This is a genomic window from Pseudomonas sp. 67(2021), assembly GCF_017491835.1.
GTDB classification, from domain to species: Bacteria; Pseudomonadota; Gammaproteobacteria; order Pseudomonadales; family Pseudomonadaceae; genus Aquipseudomonas; species Aquipseudomonas atacamensis.
Genome location: NZ_JAFGYL010000004.1, coordinates 123,118 through 146,061, shown reverse-complemented (window position 1 = coordinate 146,061; position 22,944 = coordinate 123,118). Strand labels below are relative to the sequence as shown.

Genomic DNA, 22,944 nt, shown 5'->3' with positions numbered 1-22,944 from the left:
CAAACGCTTCGGACGTTTCCTTCGAATCGCGGCGGCTTTCATGAACTGGTGCGTGGTGAGTTGCAGGGATAGTCTTTTCGTTGTCGCCACGAGAGTGGTGGCAGGGTGAAGGATTCCCGCATTCATGACGTTACAGTTCGTTGGCTTTTTGCGGCACTTGGTTCAAGTCCGTAAGATCGTTCGCGGCGGCTGTGCGTGGGGCACGCTTCGGCGTGGCCGAGGTCCATGATTGCTCGGTTCCTACTCCTGCGCACAGCTGCCACCCTAACCCGTAGGAAGGTGTGATGGCGGCTCACGTTTATCAATCATGGGGCCCGGAAAATGACCAATATGCATACTGATTCACCCTACGAAAAAATCACGCCTCACCCCGACAACCGCGTCATGGCCCTCACCGGCAATTGCAGCGACATGCCCAGCCTGTTCGTCGACACCCACGTGCCCCTCGACATCCTCATGGACGCTGCCAACCATCGCATCCGCGCCGTGGTCCAGGTCCTGGAAAACATGTGCATGCGCGGCTCGATCGAATGCGACTCCGTGATCCTCAGCGACTTCGCCCTGCTGTGCGCCATCCCATTGCGCGATGGCTGTGATGTGCTCGATGTCATCGGCAAGCGCTTGCGCAGCTTGCCCGCCTGAAGATCGAAAGGCCGCAGCCTTCGGCAGAGTGAGCGCCTATCCCATGTAGGAGCCGCCGAAGGCTGCGATCTTTTGATTGATTGAAATCGGGGGGTCAGTCAGAGATGTAGGCATCTTGGATTTTGATAAAGCGGTTGAACGCTTCGGAGTTGTAGATCTTCAGGCACGCAAGGAACACCACTTTTTCATTTGAGAGTTTGCTGCGTGAAGATGTCTGGTCGTAAGCCGCCAACACGTAGCTCAGTGTTTCTTTATAGGGGTCGTGCAGCACTTGCAGCGTGTCTTCGTTTTGCAGGATGGAATGCAGGCCGTTGCCCATGAATGAGTAGGCATTGGCGGATAGTGCAATGTCTTTTCTCAGGGCTGATTGCTCATTGAATGGCGCCAGGATGCAGTGGCTCAGCCCGTAGTTCTTTAGTGTCTGGCGTGCCTGTTCAATGTGGGTTTCGTCGGCAAGGGCGAGGTATGGACTAAGAAGGCTGAGTAAACAGATGATCAGATATCGCATGAGTTTTTGACTTCCTGTCGTTCATGGTTAGCCAGTTTAACGCCATAAAAGCAAAGCCCCTCACCCTAGCCCTCTCCCAGAGGGAGAGGGGACTGACCGAGTTGTCTGGGTGATGTACGCCGACCTGCGACTTCAGTGGTGAACTTCGCTTGGCCAAGCCTGAGATCACGTGGATCATTCAGGTCGATGTAACTCGCAAGATCGCCACCGTCAGTCCCCTCTCCCTCCGGGAGAGGGCTAGGGTGAGGGCAGGCTTTTTGTCCGCTCGGCCGCCAACCCCTGACTTGCCGACCGGTAAAAGGTAAACTTTGCGGCCCTCGCAGGAGCAGCCATGAATTATCGTCACGCCTTCCATGCCGGCAATCACGCCGATGTGTTCAAACACCTGACCTTGACCCGCCTCATCGCTCTGATGTCGCGTAAGGAGCAGCCGTTTGCCTATCTCGACACGCACGCCGGCATCGGTCTGTATGACTTGCAGGGCGATCAGGCCAATCGCACCGGCGAGTACCTGGAAGGCATTGCGCGGTTGTGGGATCAGCCGGACCTGCCGGCGCTGACCGCCGATTACATGAAGGTGCTGCACGAGATGAACCCGGATGGCCAGTTGCGCTATTACCCGGGTTCGCCCGAGCTGGCGCGGCGCCTGACGCGGCCGCAGGACCGGGTGATGCTCAACGAGAAGCACCCGGAAGACGGCGTGCTGCTCAAGGACAATATGGCTGGCGATCGTCGGGTGAAGGTCCATTTGGGCGAAGGCTGGCACGTGGCGCGGGCGATGTTGCCGGTGCAGGAAAAGCGCGCGGTGATGCTGATCGATCCGCCGTTCGAGCAACTGGACGAGATGCAGCGTTGCGCGGCGTCGATGAAAGAAGCCATCGGCCGCATGCGCCAGACTGTGGCTGCGATCTGGTATCCGGTGAAGGATCAGCGTGCACTGCGGCGTTTCTATCAGGACCTGGCAGGCACGGGTGCACCGAAGTTGTTGCGCGTCGAGTTGCTGGTGCATCGGCTGGACACGCCGAACAGCCTGAACGGTTCCGGGCTGGCGATCGCCAATCCGCCGTGGGGGCTGGAAGATGAATTGCGTGAGTTGCTGCCGTGGTTGTCGAAGAAGCTGGGGCAGACTCAGGGTGGCTGGCAGATGGATTGGTTAATAGCGGAATGAAGCTACAAGCTACAAGCTGAAGCGAAAACAGCGCTTGCAGCTTGAAGCTTGCCGCTAGCAGCTTTTAGCTCGGCATGCACACGCCGGTGCCGCCAATCCCGCAGTAACCTTCAGGGTTTTTCGCCAGATACTGCTGGTGATAAGCCTCGGCAAAGTACACGGTCGGCGCCTGGTCGATCTCGGTGCTGATTTCACCCAGACCGGCCTTGGCCAGTTCCGCCTGATACACGTCTTTGCTTTTCAGTGCCGCATCCAGTTGCTCCGGGGTGGTCGCGTAGATCACCGAGCGGTACTGAGTGCCGATGTCGTTGCCCTGACGCATGCCCTGAGTCGGGTTGTGCAGTTCCCAGAACATCGCCAGCAGTTCTTCGTAACTCACTTGAGCCTTGTCATACACCACCAATACCACTTCGGCGTGGCCGGTCAGGCCCGAGCAGACTTCTTCGTACGTCGGGTTCGGCGTGAAGCCGCCGGCGTAACCTACCACGGTGCTGACTACGCCTTCGCGCTGCCAGAAGCGTCGTTCCGCGCCCCAAAAGCAACCCAGACCGAAGATTGCAAAGTCGACGTCCTGAAAGAATGGACCGAGCAGCGGGGTGTCTTCGAAGACGAAGTGTTTTTCCGGCAGGGTCATCGGGGTTTCGCGGCCGGGCAGGGCTTGTTCTTTGGTTGGAAGCACGTTTTTGTTCACCAGAATTTCCGAGCGCAGAACCATGAGCGTTCCTCTCAGTCAGGTTGGAGGTAAAAAGTCAGACCGCCAGTGTGCCGAATGATGCCGGAATTCGCACTATCAAAACTGTCCCACAAGGGATCTTCATAGAAGCCGGCGTTAGAGGCAGAGCGGCCCACGCGGATAGCGCTTGAGCGCTTTGATCAGCTCATCGCCCGGAATCGGTCGGTCGAACAGATAACCCTGGCCGACGTCGCAACGATGCCGGCGCAGGAACGCCAGTTGCTCGGCGGTTTCGATGCCTTCGGCGACAACTTTGAGTTTCAGGTTGTGGGCCATGGCGATCACGGCGGAGGTGATTTCCATGTCGTCCTGGTTGTCGGGGATTTCATGGATGAAGCTGCGATCGATCTTGATGATGTCGATCGGGAATTTCTTCAGATAGCTCAGCGACGAGTACCCGGTGCCGAAGTCATCCATGGCCAGGGTCAGGCCCAGGCGTTTGAGCTGGTCGAGCTGCAAATGCGTGTCTTCGGTGGCTTCCAGCAGCAGGCCTTCGGTCAGCTCGAGTTCGAGCAGACTGGCCGGCAGCGCTTCTTCCCTGAGGATGTTGGCGATCGAGGCGACCAGGTCCGGATCGGAGAACTGTTTCGGTGACAGATTGATTGCCACCTGCAGATTGCCCAGGCCGGCAGCGGTCAGGGATTTGCTCATGCGACACGCCTGACGAGCAATCCACTTGCCGATCGGAATGATCAGGCCGGTTTCCTCGGCGACGCTGATGAACTGGTCCGGGCGAATCATGCCGCGTTCCGGATGGTTCCAGCGCAACAGCGCTTCCATGCCCAGCAAGCGACCGCTGCGCAGGCACAGTTTCGGCTGGTAAAACACGTCCAGTTCGTTCTGCGTGAGGGCGCGGCGCAGGTTGTTCTCGACGAACAGTTTGTAACTGGCTTCGGCGTTCAGCGCTTCAGTGAACACCTGCAATTGGTGTTTACCGTTGGCCTTGGCCTTGTGCAGCGCCAGGCCGGCGTTGCGCATCAGGGTCTGCGGGTCGCGCCCGTGCAGCGGCGCGCAGGCCAGGCCGACGGAGCCGGTGACGCTGATCAACTGATTGTCGACGAACATCGGCTTGTCGAGGGTCATCAGCAACTGACTGGCAATCTGCTGCCCGGCTTCAAGGTCGGTGTCGTCGAGCAACACGGCGAATTCGTTACTGGCAAAACGCGCCAGGCTGCCACTCGGGCTGAGGCTGTTGCGCAGGCGCCGGGCGAGGCTGATCAACAGTTTGTCGCCGGTCTGGTGACCGAGGCTGTCGTTGATCCGCTTGAAATTGTCGATGTCCACCAGCAACAGGCTGATCGGCGTATCGTTGTCGCGGGCGAAACGCTCATCGAGATTGCGGATGAATGCCGGACGGTTGCCGAGGTTGGTCAGGTTGTCGGTGTAGGCCAGGCGCTCGATACGTTGCTGCGCGAGTTTGGTCTGGGTGATGTCTTCGTAGATGCCGATGTAATGCGTCAGCTCACGGTTATCGCCATAGACCTTGGAAATCGACAGCTGGCCCCAGTACGGTTCGAGGTTCTTGCGGCGGCTTTTGAATTCGCCCTGCCAGCTGTTGCTCTGGGCCAGCGCCGAGGGCGCGTCGAACAGCAGTTCGCTGAGGTTTTCCAGCGCCGGCAATTCCGACAGGCGCTGACCGTGGACTTCCTCGGTGGTGTACTGGGTGATCGCAGTGAAGCTCGGGTTGACGTACTCGACTACGCCGTCGCAGTTGACCAGCAAAAAGGCGTTGGCGCTTTGCTCGACCGCGCGTTGAAACAGGTGCAGGGCGCTGGTGGCGGTGCGCCGGTTGTGGTTGTTGATCACCTGCGCGAACTGGTCGGCCAGTTCGCCGGCAAAGGCGATTTCGTCGGACTGCCAGGCGCGAGTGGCGCCGGTCTGTTCCAGACACAACACGCCGACAACCTGGCCGTCGACGCGGATGCTGGCGTCGAGCATGGCGTTGACGTCACGCGGACGCATCGCCTCGGCCATCTCGCGGGTGCGCGGGTCATGCATGGCGTTGTTTGCATCGATGGCGCGGCTGCTGTGCAGGGCTTCCATGTAGTCGGGGAAGCCGCTGATATCGATCGGCTCCGGCAGGATGTATTCCTGAGTTGCGCGATGGTAGGCGGAGATCGGCAGCAAGCGCTGGCCTTCGAGGTTCCACAGGCTGGCGCAGTCGATCTCGTAGATATCGCAGGCGCAGCGGGTGATCAGTTCAGCGGCTTCCTGCAGCGAGTTGTGTGTGCTGTAGCGCTGGCGTGCGAGCAGCAGAATCAGATCCTGCTGGGCGCGTACGCGTTCCAGATGCTGCAGTTGTTCCTGCTGGGCACGCTGGTTCAGCTCAAGGGCGATTTGCAGGCGCGAGTTCTGGGTTTCCAGATCCACCGAAGGCAGCGCCTGGGTTTCGTCGAACACCTCGTCGACGGCCAGCAGGTAGCCGCGCAGCAAATGCCGGTTGTGCTGTTTGTAGGCTTCGCCCAGCTCGAGCATGTTCAACGCGCCGGCGGCGGTGTGCAGGGTGTAGCGCACCACGTAATGCGCGCTTTTGCTCAACTGCTGCTGGATCGCGTCATGCAGTTGGTAGCGCGCTTCGGGCTCCATCAGGCTGGCGTAGGGCGAGCCGACCAGCGCGCAGAGCTCGACGGCCGGCTGGCCAAACTGGCGTTCGCAGTTGGGATCGAGGAACAGCATCGCCCAACTGGCTTCATTCAAGCGCTCGAAACGCAGCATGCCGAGCCGCGAGGGCACAGGCAACTGCGTCACTACCTCGGCCGCCATACGGCTGGCGGCATCGGGCTGGCTCTTCATGAAGGAAACTCGCTTGGAAATATGCTGAATGCGCCGGGCTCTCGCCCTCTTGTCTGTTGGCTGCGGCAAGGTTGCATCATTGCGGCACCGACTGACAAGAGAGATGAAGGCCAAGTGCTATAAGAATATGTCGGCGGCAGTGAACATTTCTCCAGTGCACAACTGAAATGAGCAGAAGATCGCAGCTTCACGCAGCCCCAACAGGGTAATGCGCCTTGTGTAGGAGCTGCCGAAGGCTGCGATCTTTTGGTGTTTCAACGCAATTTCATACTGATCGACTGCAACTTCTTGCCATCGCGGTCATGGTAATTGACCAATATCTGATCAGCCTCAACGACCACATGCGCAAAATTGTCCTGACTCACTACCGCACTGGTCAGCTCGTGCCGATAATCCCCGGCCGCCGTGCGCACCAGCGGTTGATCGAGGATAAACGTTGAAGCCTTGGCATACGGCAGCAATTTGCTGTTGTGCAGCGGCGAGGACACGATGGTGTGCACCTCGAAATCGGTGTCCTCGCTGTGAGACAGGCGACTGGTCAGCGAGCCATGGACGTCGCCGGAAACGAACACCACGTTCTTGATCCGGTGAGTGCGGATGGTTTCCAGCAGGCGCAGACGCTGCTCGGGAAAAGCTTTCCAGGCATCGTCACCGTTGAACTTGCGATCGGGATAGAACATCACGCTGGTCACCACGAACTTCACCCGTGCCGGGCTATGGATCAGCCATTGCAGCAGGGCCTGATCTTGCTCGATGTCGAGAATGCGCCGGTCATCCTTCGACAAGTTGCGTCGGGTGCGACTGTCGGTGACGAACCAGGCGATATCGCTGTCGCCGAACTGATACCAATAATGCTTCAAGGTATTCCGGTCTATCTGGCCCTCGCTGTTATATGCGTAAACCGGGCTGTGGCTGGCTTGATAAAGTTCATAAGCGGCCATGGCGTTGCGATACAAGTCATTGTCTGCATCTTTTGCATTGGCGGGCCAGTTATCTTCTATTTCATGATCGTCGAGCATCATGTAAGTCGATGTATTGGACATCAATCGTTGAATATTCGGTTGCGAGAATGCCGTTCGATACTTCTTCAGAATGTCCTTGGCTTCGCGATCCGGTGCAACGATATTCAAATCATCTACATACACTTGGTCGCCGGTCATGATCACCGCGCTGACGGGTAGATGACTGTTCTCGACAAGTTGATTGATCGAGCCAAAGATGCGATCGCCCAGTTGCGGCAAGGAAGCGATGCCCGCGGTGATCCGCAGATAACGACAAGATCCGACGATAAAGCCCCGGGGCTGGCTGGCTTGCGCGGTGCGGGTGCGAAAGCGGTAGAGCTGTCGCGGCCATTGCAGTGGAAACTCCACCACTGTGTCGATGGTGTGTACCGGATTCATCGGGCTTAACCAGCCGGCTTGATATTCGTATTCACAATCGGCGTCCAGATCCTGTAATACCAGTACGCCCGACATATCGGTGGCTGGATGCAAAAGTGCAAATACGCTGTTGGACCATTTTTCCGTTCCGGCCTTGCGGGCGCGAACTCCGGCAAATACGCGTTTTTTGTCCTGTTGTTCGCCGCGCATGAAAATGCGCACTTCGTTAGTTGTGGTATGGCCCACGATGGGGCCGATAGTCGGTTTGAACATGATCGATTCCGTTCGAGATTTTAATAAGATGAATTAAATAAGCGGAGCGCATTGAAGCAACTTTCCTGAGCAGAGGTTAGTTGGCCGGCGGCAGAAAATATTGGCGTTAAGTGGACCAGACCTGTGGCCGATGTCAGCGCAGGTTGTAGGAAAGAGCCGCGATCCGGTTTATTTCAGGCAAAAAAAAGCCCCGTCAATTGACGGGGTTGAGGTACGAGCGTGTGGCGCTCGAAAGGGTGCAGCAAGCGGCCCTCCGTCGCCGGAGGGCCGTTTGGGTTACAGCAGGATGGTGCGGATGTCGCCCAACAGGCTGCCCAGACGCTGAGTGAAGCGTGCAGCTGCAGCGCCGTTGATCACGCGGTGATCGTAGGACAACGACAGTGGCAGCATCAGCTTCGGCTGGAAGGCTTTACCGTCCCAGACTGGCTGGATGGTTGCCTTGGAAACACCAAGGATCGCCACTTCCGGCGCGTTGACGATCGGCGTGAAGCCGGTGCCGCCAATATGACCGAGGCTGGAAATGGTGAAGCAGGCGCCCTGCATCTCGTCCGAGGACAGCTTCTTGGTGCGGGCTTTTTCAGCCAGCGAAGCCGCTTCGGCTGCCAATTGCAGCAGGCTCTTCTGGTCGACGTTCTTGATCACCGGCACCAGCAGGCCATCCGGGGTGTCGACGGCGAAGCCGATGTTCACGTATTTCTTGCGGATGATCGCCTTGCCGCTTGGTGCCAGCGAACTGTTGAAGTCCGGCAGCTCCTTGAGCAGGTGCGCGCAGGTCTTGAGCAACAGCGGCAGGATGGTCAGCTTGACGCCAGCCTTCTCGGCCACGGCTTTTTGCGCTACACGGAAGGCTTCCAGCTCGGTGATGTCCGCCGAGTCGAATTGCGTGACGTGTGGCACGTTGAGCCAGCTGCGGTGCAGGTTGGCAGCGCCGACCTGCATCAGGCGGGTCATCGGCACTTCTTCGATTTCGCCGAAACGGCTGAAATCGACCACCGGGATCGGCGGGATGCCCGCGCCACCGGTAGCGCCGCCAGCAGCGGCCGGTGCTTCCTTGGCCTTCTGCATCATCGCCTTGACGTAAACCTGCACGTCTTCCTTGAGGATGCGACCGTGCGGACCGCTGGCGCCAACGGCGCTCAGCTCGACGCCGAACTCACGAGCCAGTTGACGCACGGCAGGACCGGCGTGAACTTTGGCGCCCGGCTTGGCCGGTGCGGCGGCTGGAGCGGCAGCAGCAGGTGCAGCGGCCGGAGCAGCAGCGGCAGGTGCCGGAGCGCTCGGAGCAGCAGCGGCGGCAGCTGGAGCCGGGGCAGCAGCAGGGGCCGCGCCTTTGACTTTCAGCTTGAGGATCAGGTCGCCGGTACCGACTTCGTCATCGAGCTTGATCGAAACGCTTTCAACCACGCCAGCGGCAGGCGATGGAATTTCCATGCTCGCCTTGTCGGATTCCAGGGTGATCAGCGACTGGTCGGCTTCGACAGTGTCGCCGGCCTTGACCAGCACTTCGATGATCTTCGCCTTGCCGGCCGAACCGATGTCCGGGACGTGGATGTCCTGAACGCTGTCGGCAACCGGTGCAGCCGGAGCAGCAGCCGGGGCTGGCGCAGCGGCAGCAGCAGGCGCAGCAGCCTGAGCCGGAGCGGCCGCAGCCGGGGCCGCAGCACCCGCCACTTCCAGATCCAGAATCAGATCGCCAGTGCCGACTTCGTCGTTGAGCTTGACGCTGATGGCTTTGACCACGCCAGCGGCAGGCGACGGGATTTCCATGCTGGCCTTGTCGGATTCCAGAGTGATCAGCGATTGATCAGCTTCGACGCTGTCGCCGACCTTGACCTGAATCTCGATGATCTGCGCCTTGCCCGACGAACCGATGTCCGGCACGTGCACTTGCTGTACCGAAGCGGCAGCAGGGGCAGCGGCAGGCGCGGCAGCAGCAGGTGCCGCAGCCGGTTTCTCTTCGGCTTTCGCAGCAGGTGCGGCGGCAGGTGCAGGGGCCGCTTCAGCGGCGCCCTCGACTTCCAGCTCGAGCAGTTCGTCGCCTTCTTTCAGACGGTCGCCCAGCTTCACTTTCAGGCTCTTGATGACGCCGGCTTTCGGGGCCGGCACTTCCATGCTGGCCTTGTCCGATTCCAGGGTCAGGATGCTCTGGTCGGCTTCGATGCGGTCGCCGACCTTCACAAACAGTTCAATTACTTCACCTTCACCGCTGCCGATGTCAGGTACGCGAATGAGTTCGCTCACAAAATGTCTCCTCAGCAGTCCAGTGGGTTGCGTTTTTCCGGGTCGATGCCGAACTTGGCGATGGCTTCGGCCACAACCTTAGGTTCGATATCACCACGGTCAGCCAGTGCTTCCAGGGCTGCCAACACCACGAAATGACGGTCGACTTCGAAGAAATGACGCAGTTTCTTGCGGCTGTCGCTGCGGCCGAAACCGTCGGTGCCCAGGACTTTGAATTCCTTGGACGGTACCCACTGACGGATCTGCTCGGCGAACAGCTTCATGTAGTCGGTAGAAGCAATGACCGGACCTTTACGGCCGTTCAGGCACTCTTCGACGTAGCTCAGCTTAGGCTTCTGGCCAGGCTTGAGACGGTTGCTGCGCTCTACAGCGAGGCCGTCGCGACGCAGTTCGTTGAAGCTGGTAACGCTCCACACGTCAGCGCCGATGTTGAACTCTTCACGCAGGATCTTCGCCGCTTCACGCACTTCGCGCAGGATGGTGCCGGAGCCCATCAGCTGAACGTGGTGCGCCGCATCGCGGGTGTCTTCCTCGAGCAGGTACATGCCTTTCTTGATGCCTTCTTCGGCACCGGCCGGCATGGCTGGCTGCTGGTACGACTCGTTCATCACGGTGATGTAGTAGAAGATGTCCTGTTGCTCTTCGGTCATCTTCTTCATGCCGTCCTGAATGATCACCGCCAGCTCGTAGCCGTAGGTCGGATCGTAGGTGCGGCAGTTCGGGATGGTCGCGGCCAGCAAGTGGCTGTGACCGTCTTCGTGCTGCAGACCTTCACCGTTCAGGGTGGTACGGCCAGCGGTGCCGCCGATCAGGAAGCCACGGGTACGGCTGTCGCCAGCGGCCCAGGCCAGGTCGCCGATACGCTGGAAGCCGAACATCGAGTAGAAGATGTAGAACGGCAGCATCGGCTGGTTGTGGCTGGAGTACGAAGTACCGGCAGCGATGAACGAACTCATGGCGCCTGCTTCGTTGATGCCTTCCTCAAGGATCTGACCTTTCTGGTCTTCCTTGTAGAACATCACCTGGTCCTTATCGACTGGCTCGTAGAGCTGGCCGACGGAGGAGTAGATACCCAGCTGACGGAACATGCCTTCCATACCGAAGGTACGGGCTTCGTCCGGGATGATCGGGACGATGCGCGGGCCGATTTCCTTGTCCTTGACCAGTTGCGCGAGGATCCGCACGAAAGCCATGGTGGTGGAAATTTCACGGTCGCCCGAGCCATCGAGGATGGCTTTGAGGGTGTCCAGATCCGGAGTCGGTACGCTGAAGCTCTGCGCGCGGCGCTGCGGCACGAAACCGCCCAGTGCGGCACGGCGCTCGGCCAGATAACGCGCTTCGGCGCTGTTTGGCTCCGGCTTGAAGAACGGCAGGTTCTCCAGCTCTTCGTCCTTGACCGGGATGTCGAAGCGGTCGCGGAACAGCTTCAGGCTGTCGACGTCGACTTTCTTGGTGTTGTGCGCAGTGTTTTTCGCTTCGCCGGCACCGGTGCCATAACCCTTGATGGTCTTGGCGAGGATGACGGTCGGTTGTTCCTTGTGGTTGACCGCTTCGTGGTACGCCGCGTAGACCTTGTACGGGTCGTGGCCGCCACGGTTGAGTTTCCAGATCTCGTCGTCGGACAGATCGGCAACCATTGCCTTGAGTTCAGGCGTGTTGAAGAAATGCTCGCGAACGAACGCGCCGTCTTTGGCTTTGTAGTTCTGGTACTCGCCGTCGATGACTTCGTCCATGCGGCGTTGCAGGATACCGTCGACGTCTTTGGCCAGCAGCGGGTCCCAGAAACGGCCCCAGATGACTTTGGTCACGTTCCACTGAGCGCCGCGGAACACGCCTTCGAGTTCCTGGATGATCTTGCCGTTGCCGCGAACCGGGCCGTCGAGGCGTTGCAGGTTGCAGTTGATGACGAAGATCAGGTTGTCCAGCTTCTCGCGGCCGGCCAGGGAGATCGCGCCCAGGGATTCCGGCTCGTCGCACTCGCCGTCGCCCAGGAAGCACCAGACTTTCTGTTTGCCCGGCTGGATGAAACCGCGGTGCTCCAGGTACTTCATGAAGCGCGCCTGGTAGATCGCCTGGATCGGACCCAGACCCATCGATACGGTCGGGAACTGCCAGAAGTCAGGCATCAGCCAAGGGTGCGGATAGGACGACAGGCCTTGACCATCGACTTCCTGACGGAAGTTGTTCATCTGGTCTTCGGTGATGCGACCTTCCATGAATGCACGGGCGTAAACGCCTGGCGAGGTGTGGCCCTGGAAGTAGATCAGGTCGCCGCCGTGTTCGTCGGTCGGGGCCTGGAAGAAATAGTTGAAGCCGATGTCATACAGGGTCGCACTGGAAGCGAAGCTGGAGATGTGACCACCCAGGTCCGAATCTCGCAGGTTCGTGCGCATTACCATGGCCATCGCGTTCCAGCGTACCAGCGAGCGAATGCGGCGTTCCATGAACAGGTCGCCAGGCATGCGTGCTTCGTGGGTAACGGGGATCGTGTTGCGGTAAGGCGTGGTGATCGCGTAAGGGAGCTGCGAGCCGCTGCGGGTCGCGAGTTCGCCCATACGGGTCATCAGATAGTGAGCACGGTCTTCGCCTTCTTTGTCGAGAACCGATTCCAGGGCGTCCAGCCATTCCTGGGTTTCGACGGGATCGAGGTCTTGCATGGCTTGCTCCAGGGCGGAAAGGCTTCCAGAATCGGTTGCCTGAGTTTGCGACTGGCCTTGTGGGCAGACGATTTAAAATTCTTGGATTGCCGACAGGTTGTTCCGGCGGCGTGTAGTTTTACTACAAATCTTCCGGCATTTCAGCCTTTCGAATGTATAGACGAGTAGTAAAACTACAGATGAAAGGCTTGTGGCCTCCGACTGCGTTGTGAGAATAATCGTTAAGGCGGGTCGATTTCCATCCGAATAAGGTGAAAGTTTGATGCTGGATGCCAAAGAAGAAGAAATTTCAGCTATTTCTAACTTTTGTTCGACAGTCCTTCACGTAGCGGGTTTTCATCATTCACTACAAGCGGCCCTTATTACGCCGATCAAGGATAGACCATGACCCTGCCCGTGCTTGCCGAACTGCCCGCCATTCTCCTGCCGTTGGTCAGCCGATCCGAGCAGTCGTTCCGTACGTCCGTCGCCGCCCTTGAAGACGATCACGGCCTGTCGAACTGGACGTCGGAGCGCTGGGCGCAATTCGCCCGCGTCAGCGCCGCCAGCGAATTTGTCATTGAACAGAGCATTCGTGACCCTTTGATGTTGTTGTCGCTGGTCGCGTCCGGCGAACTTGATCGAGCGTTTGCGCCCGGCGAGCTGTGCGCACAGATCGCCGCCGCCGTGAACAGCGCGCAGAGCGAAGACGAACTCGGCCGCGCCTTGCGCCGCCAGCGCGCACGCCATCAGGTGCGGATCATCTGGCGCGACCTGACCCGCCAGGCCGATCTGGTGCAGACCTGCCGCGACCTCTCGGACATGGCCGACGCCACCATCGATCAGGCTTATCAATGGCTGTACAGCCGCCACTGCGAGCAGTTCGGCACGCCGACCGGGCGGCGCAGCGGTGAGCCGCAGCAGATGGTCATCCTCGGCATGGGCAAACTCGGCGCGGTCGAGCTGAATCTGTCTTCCGACATCGACCTGATCTTCGCCTACCCCGAAGGCGGCGAAACCGTCGGCGTGAAACGCTCGCTGGATAATCAGGAATTCTTCATCCGCCTCGGCCAGCGTCTGATCAAGGCGCTGGATCCGATGACCGTCGACGGCTTCGTCTTCCGCGTCGACATGCGCCTGCGTCCATACGGATCGTCCGGTGCGCTGGTGCTCAGCTTCAACGCGCTGGAGCAGTATTACCAGGATCAGGGCCGCGACTGGGAACGCTACGCGATGATCAAGGCGCGGGTGGTGGCTGGCGATCAGGTCGCCGGCGCGCAGTTGCTCGATATGCTGCGGCCGTTCGTTTATCGGCGCTATCTGGACTTCTCGGCGATCGAAGCGCTGCGCACGATGAAGCAGTTGATCCAGCAGGAAGTGCGGCGCAAGGGCATGGCCGACAATATCAAGCTCGGCTCCGGCGGCATTCGTGAGGTCGAGTTTATCGCTCAGGCCTTTCAATTGATCCACGGTGGCCGCGACCTGAGCCTGCAACAGCGTCCTCTATTAAAGGTGCTGAGCACGCTGGAAGGGCAGGGCTATCTGCCGCCGGCGGTGGTCAGTGAATTGCGCGAAGGGTACGAGTTTCTGCGTTACACCGAACATGCCATTCAGGCGATTGCTGATCGCCAGACGCAGATGCTGCCGGACAGCGCTCAGGATCAGGCGCGCATCGCCTTCATGCTGGGCTTCGCCGATTGGTCGGCGTTCCACGAACAGCTGATGTACTGGCGCGGGCGCGTGGCCTGGCATTTCGCCCAGGTGATCGCCGATCCCGATGAGGAAGAGGGCAGCGAAAGCGAAGTGGTGGTCGGTGGTGAATGGCTGCCGCTGTGGGAGGAAGAACAGGACGAGGAGGCCGCGTGCCGGCAGTTGCAGGAAGGCGGTTTCGTCGATGCGGGCAAAGCCCTCAAAGCGCTGGCCGGTTTGCGTGGCAGTCCGCAATTGCGCGCGATGCAGCGGCTGGGGCGCGAGCGTCTCGATGCTTTTATTCCGCGACTGCTTGCGCAAGCGGTGGAGCATGACAATCCCGATCTGGTGCTCGAGCGCGTGCTGCCGCTGGTGGAAGCAGTGGCGCGGCGCTCGGCGTATCTGGTGTTGCTCACGGAAAACCCGGGCGCGCTGCGCCGCCTGCTGACCTTGTGTGCGGCGAGCCCGTGGATTGCCGAGCAGATCACGCGCTTCCCGCTGCTGCTCGACGAATTGCTCAACGAAGGTCGGCTGTTCAAGCCGCCGCTGGCGCCGGAACTGGCGGCCGAGTTGCGCGAACGCCTGACGCGAATTCCCGAAGACGACCTCGAGCAGCAAATGGAAGCCCTGCGCCATTTCAAACTGGCGCACCGCTTGCGCGTCGCCGCTTCGGAAATTGCAGGCAGCCTTCCGCTGATGAAAGTCAGCGATTACCTGACCTGGCTGGCCGAAGCGATTCTCGAACAGGTGCTGGCCCTGGCCTGGCGGCAGACCGTGGCCAAGTACGGCACGCCGCTGCGCACCGACGGCACGCTGTGCGATCCCGGCTTCATCATTGTCGGTTATGGCAAAGTCGGCGGTATCGAATTGGGGCATGGTTCCGATCTGGATCTGGTGTTCATCCATGACGGCGATCCGCAGGCGGAAACCGACGGGCCGAAATCCATCGACGGCGCGCAGTTCTTCACGCGTTTGGGGCAGCGGATCATTCATTTGCTCACAGCGCAGACCAACTCCGGCCAGCTGTATGAAGTGGATATGCGCCTGCGTCCCTCCGGTGCTTCCGGGTTGCTGGTGAGTTCCCTCGGCGCGTTCGCGCGCTATCAGGAAAACGAAGCATGGACGTGGGAGCATCAGGCCTTGGTGCGCGCGCGGGTGCTGGTGGGCAGTCAGGATGTTGGCCAGGCTTTTGAAAAAGTCCGCGCGCAGGTGTTGGGCAAACCACGGGATCTGGCCAGGCTGCAGCAGGAAGTCAGCGAGATGCGCGCGAAGATGCGCGACAACCTCGGCACCCGCAGCACCGCAGCCGGCACGGCGGCGAATGCGTTCGACGCGGGCGTGCCGTTTGACCTCAAGCAGGACGCCGGAGGTATCGTCGATATTGAATTTATGGTGCAATACGCGGCCCTGGCGTGGTCGCACAGCCATCCACCGCTGCTGCGCTGGACCGATAACATCCGCATTCTGGAAGAGCTGGAACACGAAGGGCTGATGCCCGCCGAAGATGCCAGTCTGTTGCGCGAGGCCTACAAGGCCTATCGCTCCGCCGCCCACCGGCAGGCCTTGCAGAAGGACGCCGGGGTGATACCGGGCGACCAGTTTGCCGACGAACGCCGGCAGGTTTTGCGGATATGGAAAGAGATGGGGCTAAGCTGAAAGCGGTTTATGCAGCACCCACAGTAATCTGCGCTGAAATGCAGATGTTGAAACAGATGCAAAACCCTGTGGGAGCTGGCTTGCCAGCGATAGCGGAGTATCAGACGACAATAGTGTTGAATGTGAAGACCCCATCGCGGGCAAGCCCGCTCCCACAGTAGATCTACAGTGTTTGTAGAATTATCGAGGCGGGGAGGCGTAAATGCCTCCCCGGTTCGTTTTTGGAAACCACATGAATATTCTGATCGTTGGGCCCAGTTGGGTCGGTGACATGGTGATGGCGCAGACACTGTTTCAGTGTCTCAAGCAACGCCACCCGCAATGCGCAATCGACGTGCTGGCGCCTGAATGGAGCCGGCCGATCCTCGAGCGCATGCCCGAAGTGCGCAAGGCCTTGAGCTTCCCGCTCGGCCACGGCGCGCTGGAACTGGCGACGCGCCGACGCATCGGCAAGTCCCTGCGCGGTCAGTACGATCAGGCGATCCTGCTGCCCAACTCGCTGAAATCGGCACTGGTGCCGTTTTTTGCCGGCATTCCGAAACGCACTGGCTGGCGTGGCGAGTTCCGCTATGGCCTGCTCAACGACGTGCGCACTCTCGACAAAGAACGCTACCCGCTGATGATCGAGCGCTTCATGGCGCTGGCCTATGAAGCGAACGCCGAGCTGCCGAAGCCGTACCCGCGCCCGAGTCTGCAAATCGACCCGGTGACCCGCGAAGCGGCACTGGCCAAATTCGGCCTGACCCTTGATCGCCCGGTCCTGGCTTTGTGCCCCGGCGCCGAGTTCGGCGAATCCAAGCGCTGGCCGTCCGAGCACTACGCCAAGGTCGCCGAAGCGCGCATCCGCGAAGGCTGGCAGGTATGGCTGTTCGGCTCGAAAAACGATCACGCGGTCGGCGAAGACATCCGCGCCCGGTTGATCCCGGGCCTGCGCGAAGAATCGGTCAACCTCAGCGGCGGCACCTCGCTGGCCGAGGCCATTGACCTGCTGTCATGCGCTGATTCGGTTGTATCCAACGATTCCGGCCTGATGCACGTCGCTGCGGCATTGAATCGTCCGCTGGTCGCGGTGTACGGCTCGACCTCGCCGGGCTTCACCCCGCCGCTGGCCGAGCAGGTCGAGATCGTGCGCCTGGGCATCGAATGCAGCCCGTGCTTCGATCGAACTTGCCGGTTCGGCCATTACAACTGCCTGCGCCAGCTGATGCCGGACGCGGTCAACGATGCCTTGCAGAAGTTGCAGGGCTCCGTGGTCGAGGTTCATTAACTTGCGGGTATTGCTGATCAAGACTTCATCGCTGGGCGACGTGATTCACGCGTTGCCAGCGCTGACCGACGCCGCACGGGCGATCCCGGGCATCAAGTTCGACTGGGTGGTGGAAGAGGGCTTCGCCGAGATTCCGAGCTGGCACCCGGCGGTCGATAAAGTGATTCCGGTGGCGATCCGCCGCTGGCGCAAGAGTTTGTGGAAAACCATCACCAGCGGCGAGTGGAAACGCTTCAAGCAAAGCGTGCGCGCCAATAAATACGATCTGGTGATCGACGCTCAAGGCCTGCTGAAAAGTGCCTGGCTGACCCGCTACGTCAAAGCCCCGGTGGCCGGCCTCGATAAAACTTCCGCGCGCGAGCCGGTGGCTGCGCGCTTCTACGATCGCAAACTCGCTGTCGCCCGAGGCCAGCACGCCGTCGAGCGCGTACGCCAGTTATTCGCCATCGCTCTGGGTTACGACTTGCCCAAAGGCCTCGGCGATTACGGCCTCAACGTCGAGCGACTGGTCGAGTTGCCGCGCAAGAACGCTTACGTGGTGTTCCTCCACGGGACCACTTGGGACACCAAGCACTGGCCGGAACTCTACTGGCGCGAGCTGACCGAGCGGGTCGGCTACCTCGGCGTTGGCGTGAAGCTGCCGTGGGGCAACCCACAGGAAAAGGCCCGCGCCGAACGCATCGCCGCTGGCTTCAAACACGCCGAAGTGCTGCCGAAACTTAATCTGGCCGGCGTCGGTAAAGTCCTCGCCGGCGCGCAAGCCTGCGTGGCAGTGGACACCGGGCTCGGCCATCTGGCCGCTGCGCTGGATGTGCCGACCATCTCGTTGTTCGGCCCGACCAACCCGGGCCTGACCGGCGCTTACGGCAAGCTGCAGATTCATCTGGCCAGCGACTTCCCGTGCGCGCCCTGCATGCAGAAAAAATGTACCTATCAACCGACCGAGCAGGATGCCCGTCAGTTTGACCTGAAACGCGAGCAGCCTTTGTGCTTCACGCGTGTGAACCCCGAGCGTGTCGCCAGCCGACTGAGCACGTTGTTAATGGCTGAGGAGCTGCGCTGATGCAATTGGCATTTGTCCTGTACAAATATTTCCCGTTCGGTGGCTTGCAGCGCGACTTCATGCGCATCGCCCTCGAATGCCAGAAGCGCGGCCATCAGATTCGCGTCTACACGCTGATCTGGGAAGGCGACGTGCCGCCTGGTTTCGAGGTGCTGGTAGCGCCGGTCAAGGCGTTCTTCAATCACCGTCGCAATAAAAAGCTCAGCGCGTGGATGGCCGCGGATCTGGCCAAGCGTCCGGTCGATCGTCTGATCGGTTTCAACAAGATGCCGGGCCTGGACGTCTACTACGCCGCCGACGGCTGCTTCGAAGACAAGGCGCAGAACCTGCGCAACTCGCTGTATCGCCGCTGGGGTCGTTATCGCCACTTCGCCGAGTACGAGCGCGCGGTGTTCGCCAAGGACGCGAAGACCGAAGTGCTGATGATTTCCGAAGTGCAGCAACCACTGTTCATCAAGTACTACGACACGCCGCTTGAGCGTTTCCACCTGCTGCCGCCGGGCATTGCCCAAGATCGTCGGCGTCCGGCGAATGCCGACGAGATTCGCGCCGGTTTCCGCGCTGAATTCAATCTCAAGGACGACGAGTTGCTGCTGGTGCAGATCGGCTCCGGCTTCAAGACCAAGGGTGTCGATCGCAGCCTCAAGGCGCTGGCCGCTCTGCCGGCCGAGTTGAGAAAACGCACCCGGCTGTTTGTAATCGGCCAGGATGACCCCAAATTGTTCCAGATGCAGAGTGCGACGCTGGGCCTGGGCGACAATGTGACCTTCCTCAAAGGGCGCAGCGATATCCCGCGTTTCCTGCTCGGCGCCGACCTGTTGATCCACCCGGCCTACAACGAAAACACCGGCACCGTGCTGCTTGAAGCGCTGGTGGCCGGGTTGCCGGTGCTGGTCAGTGCGGTCTGCGGTTACGCCCATTACATCGCCGAAGCCGATGCCGGGCGCGTGCTCGACGAGCCGTTCGAGCAGGCGCAGCTGACGCAATACCTGACCGAGATGTTGAGCAACGACGCTGCACGGGCGGCCTGGAGCCGCAACGGTCTGGCCTTCGCCGAGACGGCCGACCTCTACAGCATGCCGCAGCACGCGGCGGATGTGATTCTGGCGGAGCACGCTTAATGAAGTTGATGCTGGCTGAACCGTTCAAAAGCCTTTGGGCCGGACGCGACCCGTTCGCCGAAGTCGAAGGCTTGCAGGGCGAGGTATACCGCGAGCTGGAAGCGCGCCGGACATTGCGCACGGAAGTCGACGGCCATGGTTTTTTCGTCAAGATCCACCGTGGCATCGGTTGGGGCGAAATCTTCAAGAATCTGCTGACCGCCAAGCTGCCGGTGCTCGGCGCCGGGCAAGAGTGGAAGGCCATCCAGCGCCTTCAGGAAGTTGGCGTGCCGACCATGACCGCCGTCGCCTACGGTGAGAAGGGCAGCAACCCGGCGGATCAGCATTCGTTCATCGTCACCGAAGAGCTGGCGCCGACCATCAGCCTCGAAGACTTCAGCATTGACTGGGGCAAGCAGCCGCCGGAGCCAACACTCAAGCGCGCATTGATTGCCGAAGTCGCGCGGATGACCGGGATGATGCACCGCGCCGGGGTCAATCACCGCGACTGCTACATCTGCCATTTCCTGTTGCACACCGACAAACCGGTCACGCCGCAGGATTTCAAACTCTCGGTGATCGATCTGCACCGAGCCCAGACCCGCGCAAAGATCACTCAGCGCTGGCGCAACAAGGATCTGGCGGCGCTGTACTTCTCCGCGCTGGACATCGGCCTGACCCGCCGCGACAAACTGCGTTTCCTCAAGGGCTACTTCCAGCAACCGCTGCGGCAGATTCTGGCGGAAGAAGCGCCACTGCTGAGCTGGCTGCAAGGCAAGGCCGACAAACTCTACGCGCGCAAACAGCGTTACGGGGATGCGCTCTGATGGCGGGCTGGACACTTGAACCGCAGTACAGCGAACTCGCGGAAGATTTCGGCAGCCTCGAAGCGGTGTTTGCGTTACAGGGCGAACGCCTGACCCGCGATCCGCTGTCGGAAGTCGTTCGGGTGCAGCGCGACGGCGTCAATTACTACGTCAAACGCTACGTCGGCGCCGGTAAGGGCCTGCGCCGTTACCTCGGCAAGCCGCGGGTAAAAATGGAATGGCAGAACCTCAAGCGCTTCGCCAAGTGGGGCATCCCCACTGCCGAGGTGGTGGCCTGGGGTCTGGAGCGGCGGGGCGCGGCCTACGATCGGGGTGCGATGATCACCCGTGAGCTGCCCAATACCGAAGACCTCTCGGCGCTGGCCGAGCGCAAGGATCCCCGGCTCAAGGATCGCGCCTGGGTCGACGGTGTCAGCCAGCAATTGGCCGGCTACACCCGGACCATGCACGACCATCGGTTTACGCATAACGATTTGAAATGGCGCAATCTGCTGATCGACGATCAGGCGCGCATCTTCCTCATCGACTGCCCCAACGGCGAATTCTGGCGTGGCTTCTGGCTCAAGTACCGGATCACCAAGGACCTCGCCTGTCTCGACAAACTGGCCAAATATCACCTGTCCAATACCCAGCGCCTGCGCTTCTATAAGCAGTATCGCCAGTGTGATCGGCTCGATGTCGCCGACAAGAAACGGATTCGGCACGTGGTGAGATTTTTTGAGGGACGTGAATGACTGATTTTCTTGCCGTACAGGACCGCGCTCTGCTGGAGCGCCACGGTCTCGGCAATTTCGACGCACTGTGGGCCAAACAGCTTGAAGCTGTGGATGAGCCCAACACTGCCGGTGGCGGCTGGAGCAGCGTGTTCCGCCTGGACCTGGAAGGCCAGGGCTATTACCTCAAGCGCCAAAGCAATTATCTGACGCGGACCTTGCATGCGCCGTTTGGCGAGCCCAGTTTTGCCCGTGAGTTTCGCAACATCAGCCGTTACCGCAAGCTGGGCATTCCGGCGTTGCAGGCGGCTTTTTTCGGTGAGCGCAAGGTTGCCGGGGAAGTGCGCGCCATTCTGCTCACCCGCGCCCTGGATGGCTGGAGTGACCTGGATTCGTTGCTGGCGCGCTGGGCACAGCTCGGTGCCGCGCAACATTCGGCCATCCTCAGGGCTTGCGGTTTGCTGGCGCGGCAGCTGCACGGTGCACGTCAGGTGCATGGCTGTTTCTATCCCAAGCACATATTCCTGCGCGCCACCGGCGACTGCTATGAGGCGCAACTGATCGATCTGGAGAAAACCCGGCCGCTGCTGTTCGGCATGCGTGATCGGGTCAAGGATCTGGAACCGTTGCAACGTCGCGCGCCGCAGTGGAGCGAGGCCGACTTGCGCCAATTGCTTGCGGCTTATCTCAACCAGCCGACTGACAGCTCGTTGCTCGACAGCTGGCTGAGCCGACTGACAGCGCGGCGCAGCCACAAGGAGACCCGCTGATGCAATTGTCCGAGCTGGCCCGCTCCGGGCGTGCACCTTCACTGCCACTGACCGTGACCCTGGCGGACGCCGCCGGTGCGGCGGATCTGCAATTGCTCAGCCTGCTGCGGGTGTTGCCCGGGCAGCGTTACGTTGGCGCAGGTGTCTGGCGCGGTCGGCCGGTGCTGGCCAAGTTATTGGTCGGCAGCAAAGCTGCGCGGCATTTTCAGCGTGAGCTGCAAGGCGTGCGCTTGCTCGCTGCGCAGGGCATGACGACGCCGCTGTTATTGGCCGATGGGCTGAAGGACGGCGAGGGTGGCTGGCTGCTGTTCGAATTTCTCGAGGGTTCCGAGAGCCTCGGTGATGCCTGGGCCGAGGTCGAGTCTCTGCCGGCACTGGCCGATGAGCAGACCGCCGTTCTGGCCGAAGCACTGGATGCTATCGGTCGGCTGCACGGCAAAGGGCTCTGGCAGGAAGACTTGCATCTGGACAATCTGCTGCGCCACGGCGGTCAGTTGTACCTGATCGATGGCGCCGGAGTTCATGCGGAAACGGCGGGGCAGCCCTTGTCCCGGCAGAAAGTGCTGGAAAATCTCGGCGTGTTTTTCGCCCAGTTGCCAAAATCACTCGAACCGTTCACCGAAGAACTGCTGGTGTATTACCTGCTGAGCAACAGCGAGCATGCGTTGCCGCTGGAGGCGTTGCAGAAACAGATCGACAAGGTGCGCAACTGGCGACTCAGGGATTACCTGATCAAGGTTGGCCGCGACTGCACGTTGTTCGCCGTGCAGCGCGGCGCATTTGCCCTGCGCGCCGTTCGCCGTGAAGAAGAAGCGGCCATGCTGCCGGTGCTTGAGCAGGCTGACGCCTTGCTTGATCAGGGGCACCTGTACAAGACCGGCGGCGCGGCCAGCGTCGGCAAAGTCGAGATAGCCGGGCGGGCTCTGGTTATCAAGCGCTACAACATCAAGAATTTCGCCCATTGGCTCAAACGCTTCTGGCGCCCGAGTCGGGCCTGGCATTCCTGGCGTGAAGGCAATCGCCTGGCGTTCCTTGGCATCGCCACGCCGAAACCGCTGGCGGTACTGGAAAGGCGTTTCCTTTGGCTGCGTCGCAGTGCCTATCTGATGACCGAATTCCTGCCGGGACCAGACATCATCGAGCGCTTTGCACCCTACGTTGAGAGCGGTCAGGCGCCGGAAGCCGAGTTGCAGGCGCTGGATCAACTGTTTGCCCGATTGATCGCCGAGCGTATCAGCCATGGCGACTTCAAAGGCCACAACCTGTTCTGGCAGGCGGATCGCTGGGCGCTGATCGACCTCGACTCGATGTGTCAGCACTCATCGATCGGCAGTTTCGCCCCGGCTTACGCCCGCGATCGCGCGCGGTTCATGCGCAACTGGCCTGAAAGCAGCGCGTTGTACCAAGTCATTGATCAGCGGTTGCCGAAGGGAGTTTCCAGCGCAGGGTGAGTTCTTCTCACGAGCAGGCTCGTTCTTGCAATGGG

17 protein-coding genes are annotated in these 22,944 nt (G+C 60.5%); 11 read left to right on the top strand and 6 right to left on the bottom strand.

What is annotated here, in order from left to right; genetic code table 11:
* Positions 1-321: 321 nt before the first annotated feature.
* Positions 322-642 carry a hypothetical protein gene (locus J5M66_RS07735; RefSeq protein ID WP_207807694.1) on the top strand — a complete coding sequence of 107 codons (321 nt, stop codon included), beginning with the start codon at positions 322-324 and terminating at the stop codon, positions 640-642.
* Positions 643-736: 94 nt separating this feature from the next.
* Here the strand turns inward: J5M66_RS07735 and J5M66_RS07730 are convergent, their stop codons facing one another.
* Complete coding sequence (locus J5M66_RS07730; protein ID WP_207807695.1) at positions 737-1,150, bottom strand: hypothetical protein; 414 nt, start codon at positions 1,148-1,150, stop codon at positions 737-739.
* Positions 1,151-1,481: 331 nt separating this feature from the next.
* Here J5M66_RS07730 and rlmJ point away from each other — a divergent pair, with 331 nt between their 5' ends.
* The gene (rlmJ, locus tag J5M66_RS07725; RefSeq protein WP_207807696.1) at positions 1,482-2,318 is read left to right on the top strand and encodes a 23S rRNA (adenine(2030)-N(6))-methyltransferase RlmJ; all 837 of its coding nucleotides are present in this window, start codon (positions 1,482-1,484) and stop codon (positions 2,316-2,318) included.
* Between the two features lie 64 nt (positions 2,319-2,382).
* Here the strand turns inward: rlmJ and msrA are convergent, their stop codons facing one another.
* The 5 genes from msrA to aceE form a co-directional block, all read right to left on the bottom strand.
* Positions 2,383-3,033, bottom strand: coding sequence for a peptide-methionine (S)-S-oxide reductase MsrA (msrA, locus tag J5M66_RS07720; protein WP_129998224.1), 651 nt, complete (start codon positions 3,031-3,033; stop codon positions 2,383-2,385).
* Between the two features lie 114 nt (positions 3,034-3,147).
* Positions 3,148-5,844: a GGDEF and EAL domain-containing protein gene (locus J5M66_RS07715; RefSeq protein ID WP_207807697.1), complete on the bottom strand. Its 2,697-nt coding sequence runs from the start codon at positions 5,842-5,844 to the stop codon at positions 3,148-3,150.
* A 254-nt stretch (positions 5,845-6,098) separates the two neighbouring features.
* Positions 6,099-7,496 (bottom strand): alkaline phosphatase D family protein, encoded by a 1,398-nt coding sequence (locus J5M66_RS07710; RefSeq protein ID WP_207807698.1) that lies wholly within the window; start codon positions 7,494-7,496, stop codon positions 6,099-6,101.
* Between the two features lie 276 nt (positions 7,497-7,772).
* Positions 7,773-9,737, bottom strand: coding sequence for a dihydrolipoyllysine-residue acetyltransferase (gene aceF, locus J5M66_RS07705; protein WP_136492370.1), 1,965 nt, complete (start codon positions 9,735-9,737; stop codon positions 7,773-7,775).
* Between the two features lie 11 nt (positions 9,738-9,748).
* Positions 9,749-12,394 (bottom strand): pyruvate dehydrogenase (acetyl-transferring), homodimeric type, encoded by a 2,646-nt coding sequence (aceE, locus tag J5M66_RS07700; protein ID WP_024011316.1) that lies wholly within the window; start codon positions 12,392-12,394, stop codon positions 9,749-9,751.
* A gap of 262 nt (positions 12,395-12,656) precedes the next feature.
* Here aceE and J5M66_RS27155 point away from each other — a divergent pair, with 262 nt between their 5' ends.
* From J5M66_RS27155 to J5M66_RS07660, 9 genes are all read left to right on the top strand, one after another.
* Positions 12,657-12,782, top strand: a complete 126-nt coding sequence (locus J5M66_RS27155) for a hypothetical protein (protein WP_256584330.1) — start codon at positions 12,657-12,659, stop codon at positions 12,780-12,782.
* Positions 12,779-15,718: a bifunctional [glutamate--ammonia ligase]-adenylyl-L-tyrosine phosphorylase/[glutamate--ammonia-ligase] adenylyltransferase gene (gene glnE, locus J5M66_RS07695; protein ID WP_207807699.1), complete on the top strand. Its 2,940-nt coding sequence runs from the start codon at positions 12,779-12,781 to the stop codon at positions 15,716-15,718. Before J5M66_RS27155 ends, glnE begins: the two co-directional genes overlap by 4 nt.
* A 232-nt stretch (positions 15,719-15,950) precedes the next feature.
* The gene (waaF, locus tag J5M66_RS07690) at positions 15,951-16,985 is read left to right on the top strand and encodes a lipopolysaccharide heptosyltransferase II (protein WP_122881210.1); all 1,035 of its coding nucleotides are present in this window, start codon (positions 15,951-15,953) and stop codon (positions 16,983-16,985) included.
* A gap of 1 nt (position 16,986) precedes the next feature.
* Positions 16,987-18,048 (top strand): lipopolysaccharide heptosyltransferase I, encoded by a 1,062-nt coding sequence (gene waaC, locus J5M66_RS07685; RefSeq protein ID WP_130899572.1) that lies wholly within the window; start codon positions 16,987-16,989, stop codon positions 18,046-18,048.
* Positions 18,048-19,169, top strand: a complete 1,122-nt coding sequence (locus tag J5M66_RS07680; RefSeq protein WP_207807700.1) for a glycosyltransferase family 4 protein — start codon at positions 18,048-18,050, stop codon at positions 19,167-19,169. Before waaC ends, J5M66_RS07680 begins: the two co-directional genes overlap by 1 nt.
* On the top strand, positions 19,169-19,975 hold the full coding sequence (rfaP, locus tag J5M66_RS07675) for a lipopolysaccharide core heptose(I) kinase RfaP (protein ID WP_207807701.1): 807 nt from the start codon (positions 19,169-19,171) through the stop codon (positions 19,973-19,975). The genes J5M66_RS07680 and rfaP overlap by 1 nt, the downstream gene beginning before the upstream one ends.
* Complete coding sequence (locus tag J5M66_RS07670; protein WP_160769214.1) at positions 19,975-20,709, top strand: lipopolysaccharide kinase InaA family protein; 735 nt, start codon at positions 19,975-19,977, stop codon at positions 20,707-20,709. The genes rfaP and J5M66_RS07670 overlap by 1 nt, the downstream gene beginning before the upstream one ends.
* Positions 20,706-21,458 carry a lipopolysaccharide kinase InaA family protein gene (locus tag J5M66_RS07665; RefSeq protein WP_122881207.1) on the top strand — a complete coding sequence of 251 codons (753 nt, stop codon included), beginning with the start codon at positions 20,706-20,708 and terminating at the stop codon, positions 21,456-21,458. Before J5M66_RS07670 ends, J5M66_RS07665 begins: the two co-directional genes overlap by 4 nt.
* On the top strand, positions 21,458-22,909 hold the full coding sequence (locus J5M66_RS07660; protein ID WP_207807702.1) for a lipopolysaccharide kinase InaA family protein: 1,452 nt from the start codon (positions 21,458-21,460) through the stop codon (positions 22,907-22,909). Before J5M66_RS07665 ends, J5M66_RS07660 begins: the two co-directional genes overlap by 1 nt.
* Positions 22,910-22,944 lie beyond the last annotated feature (35 nt).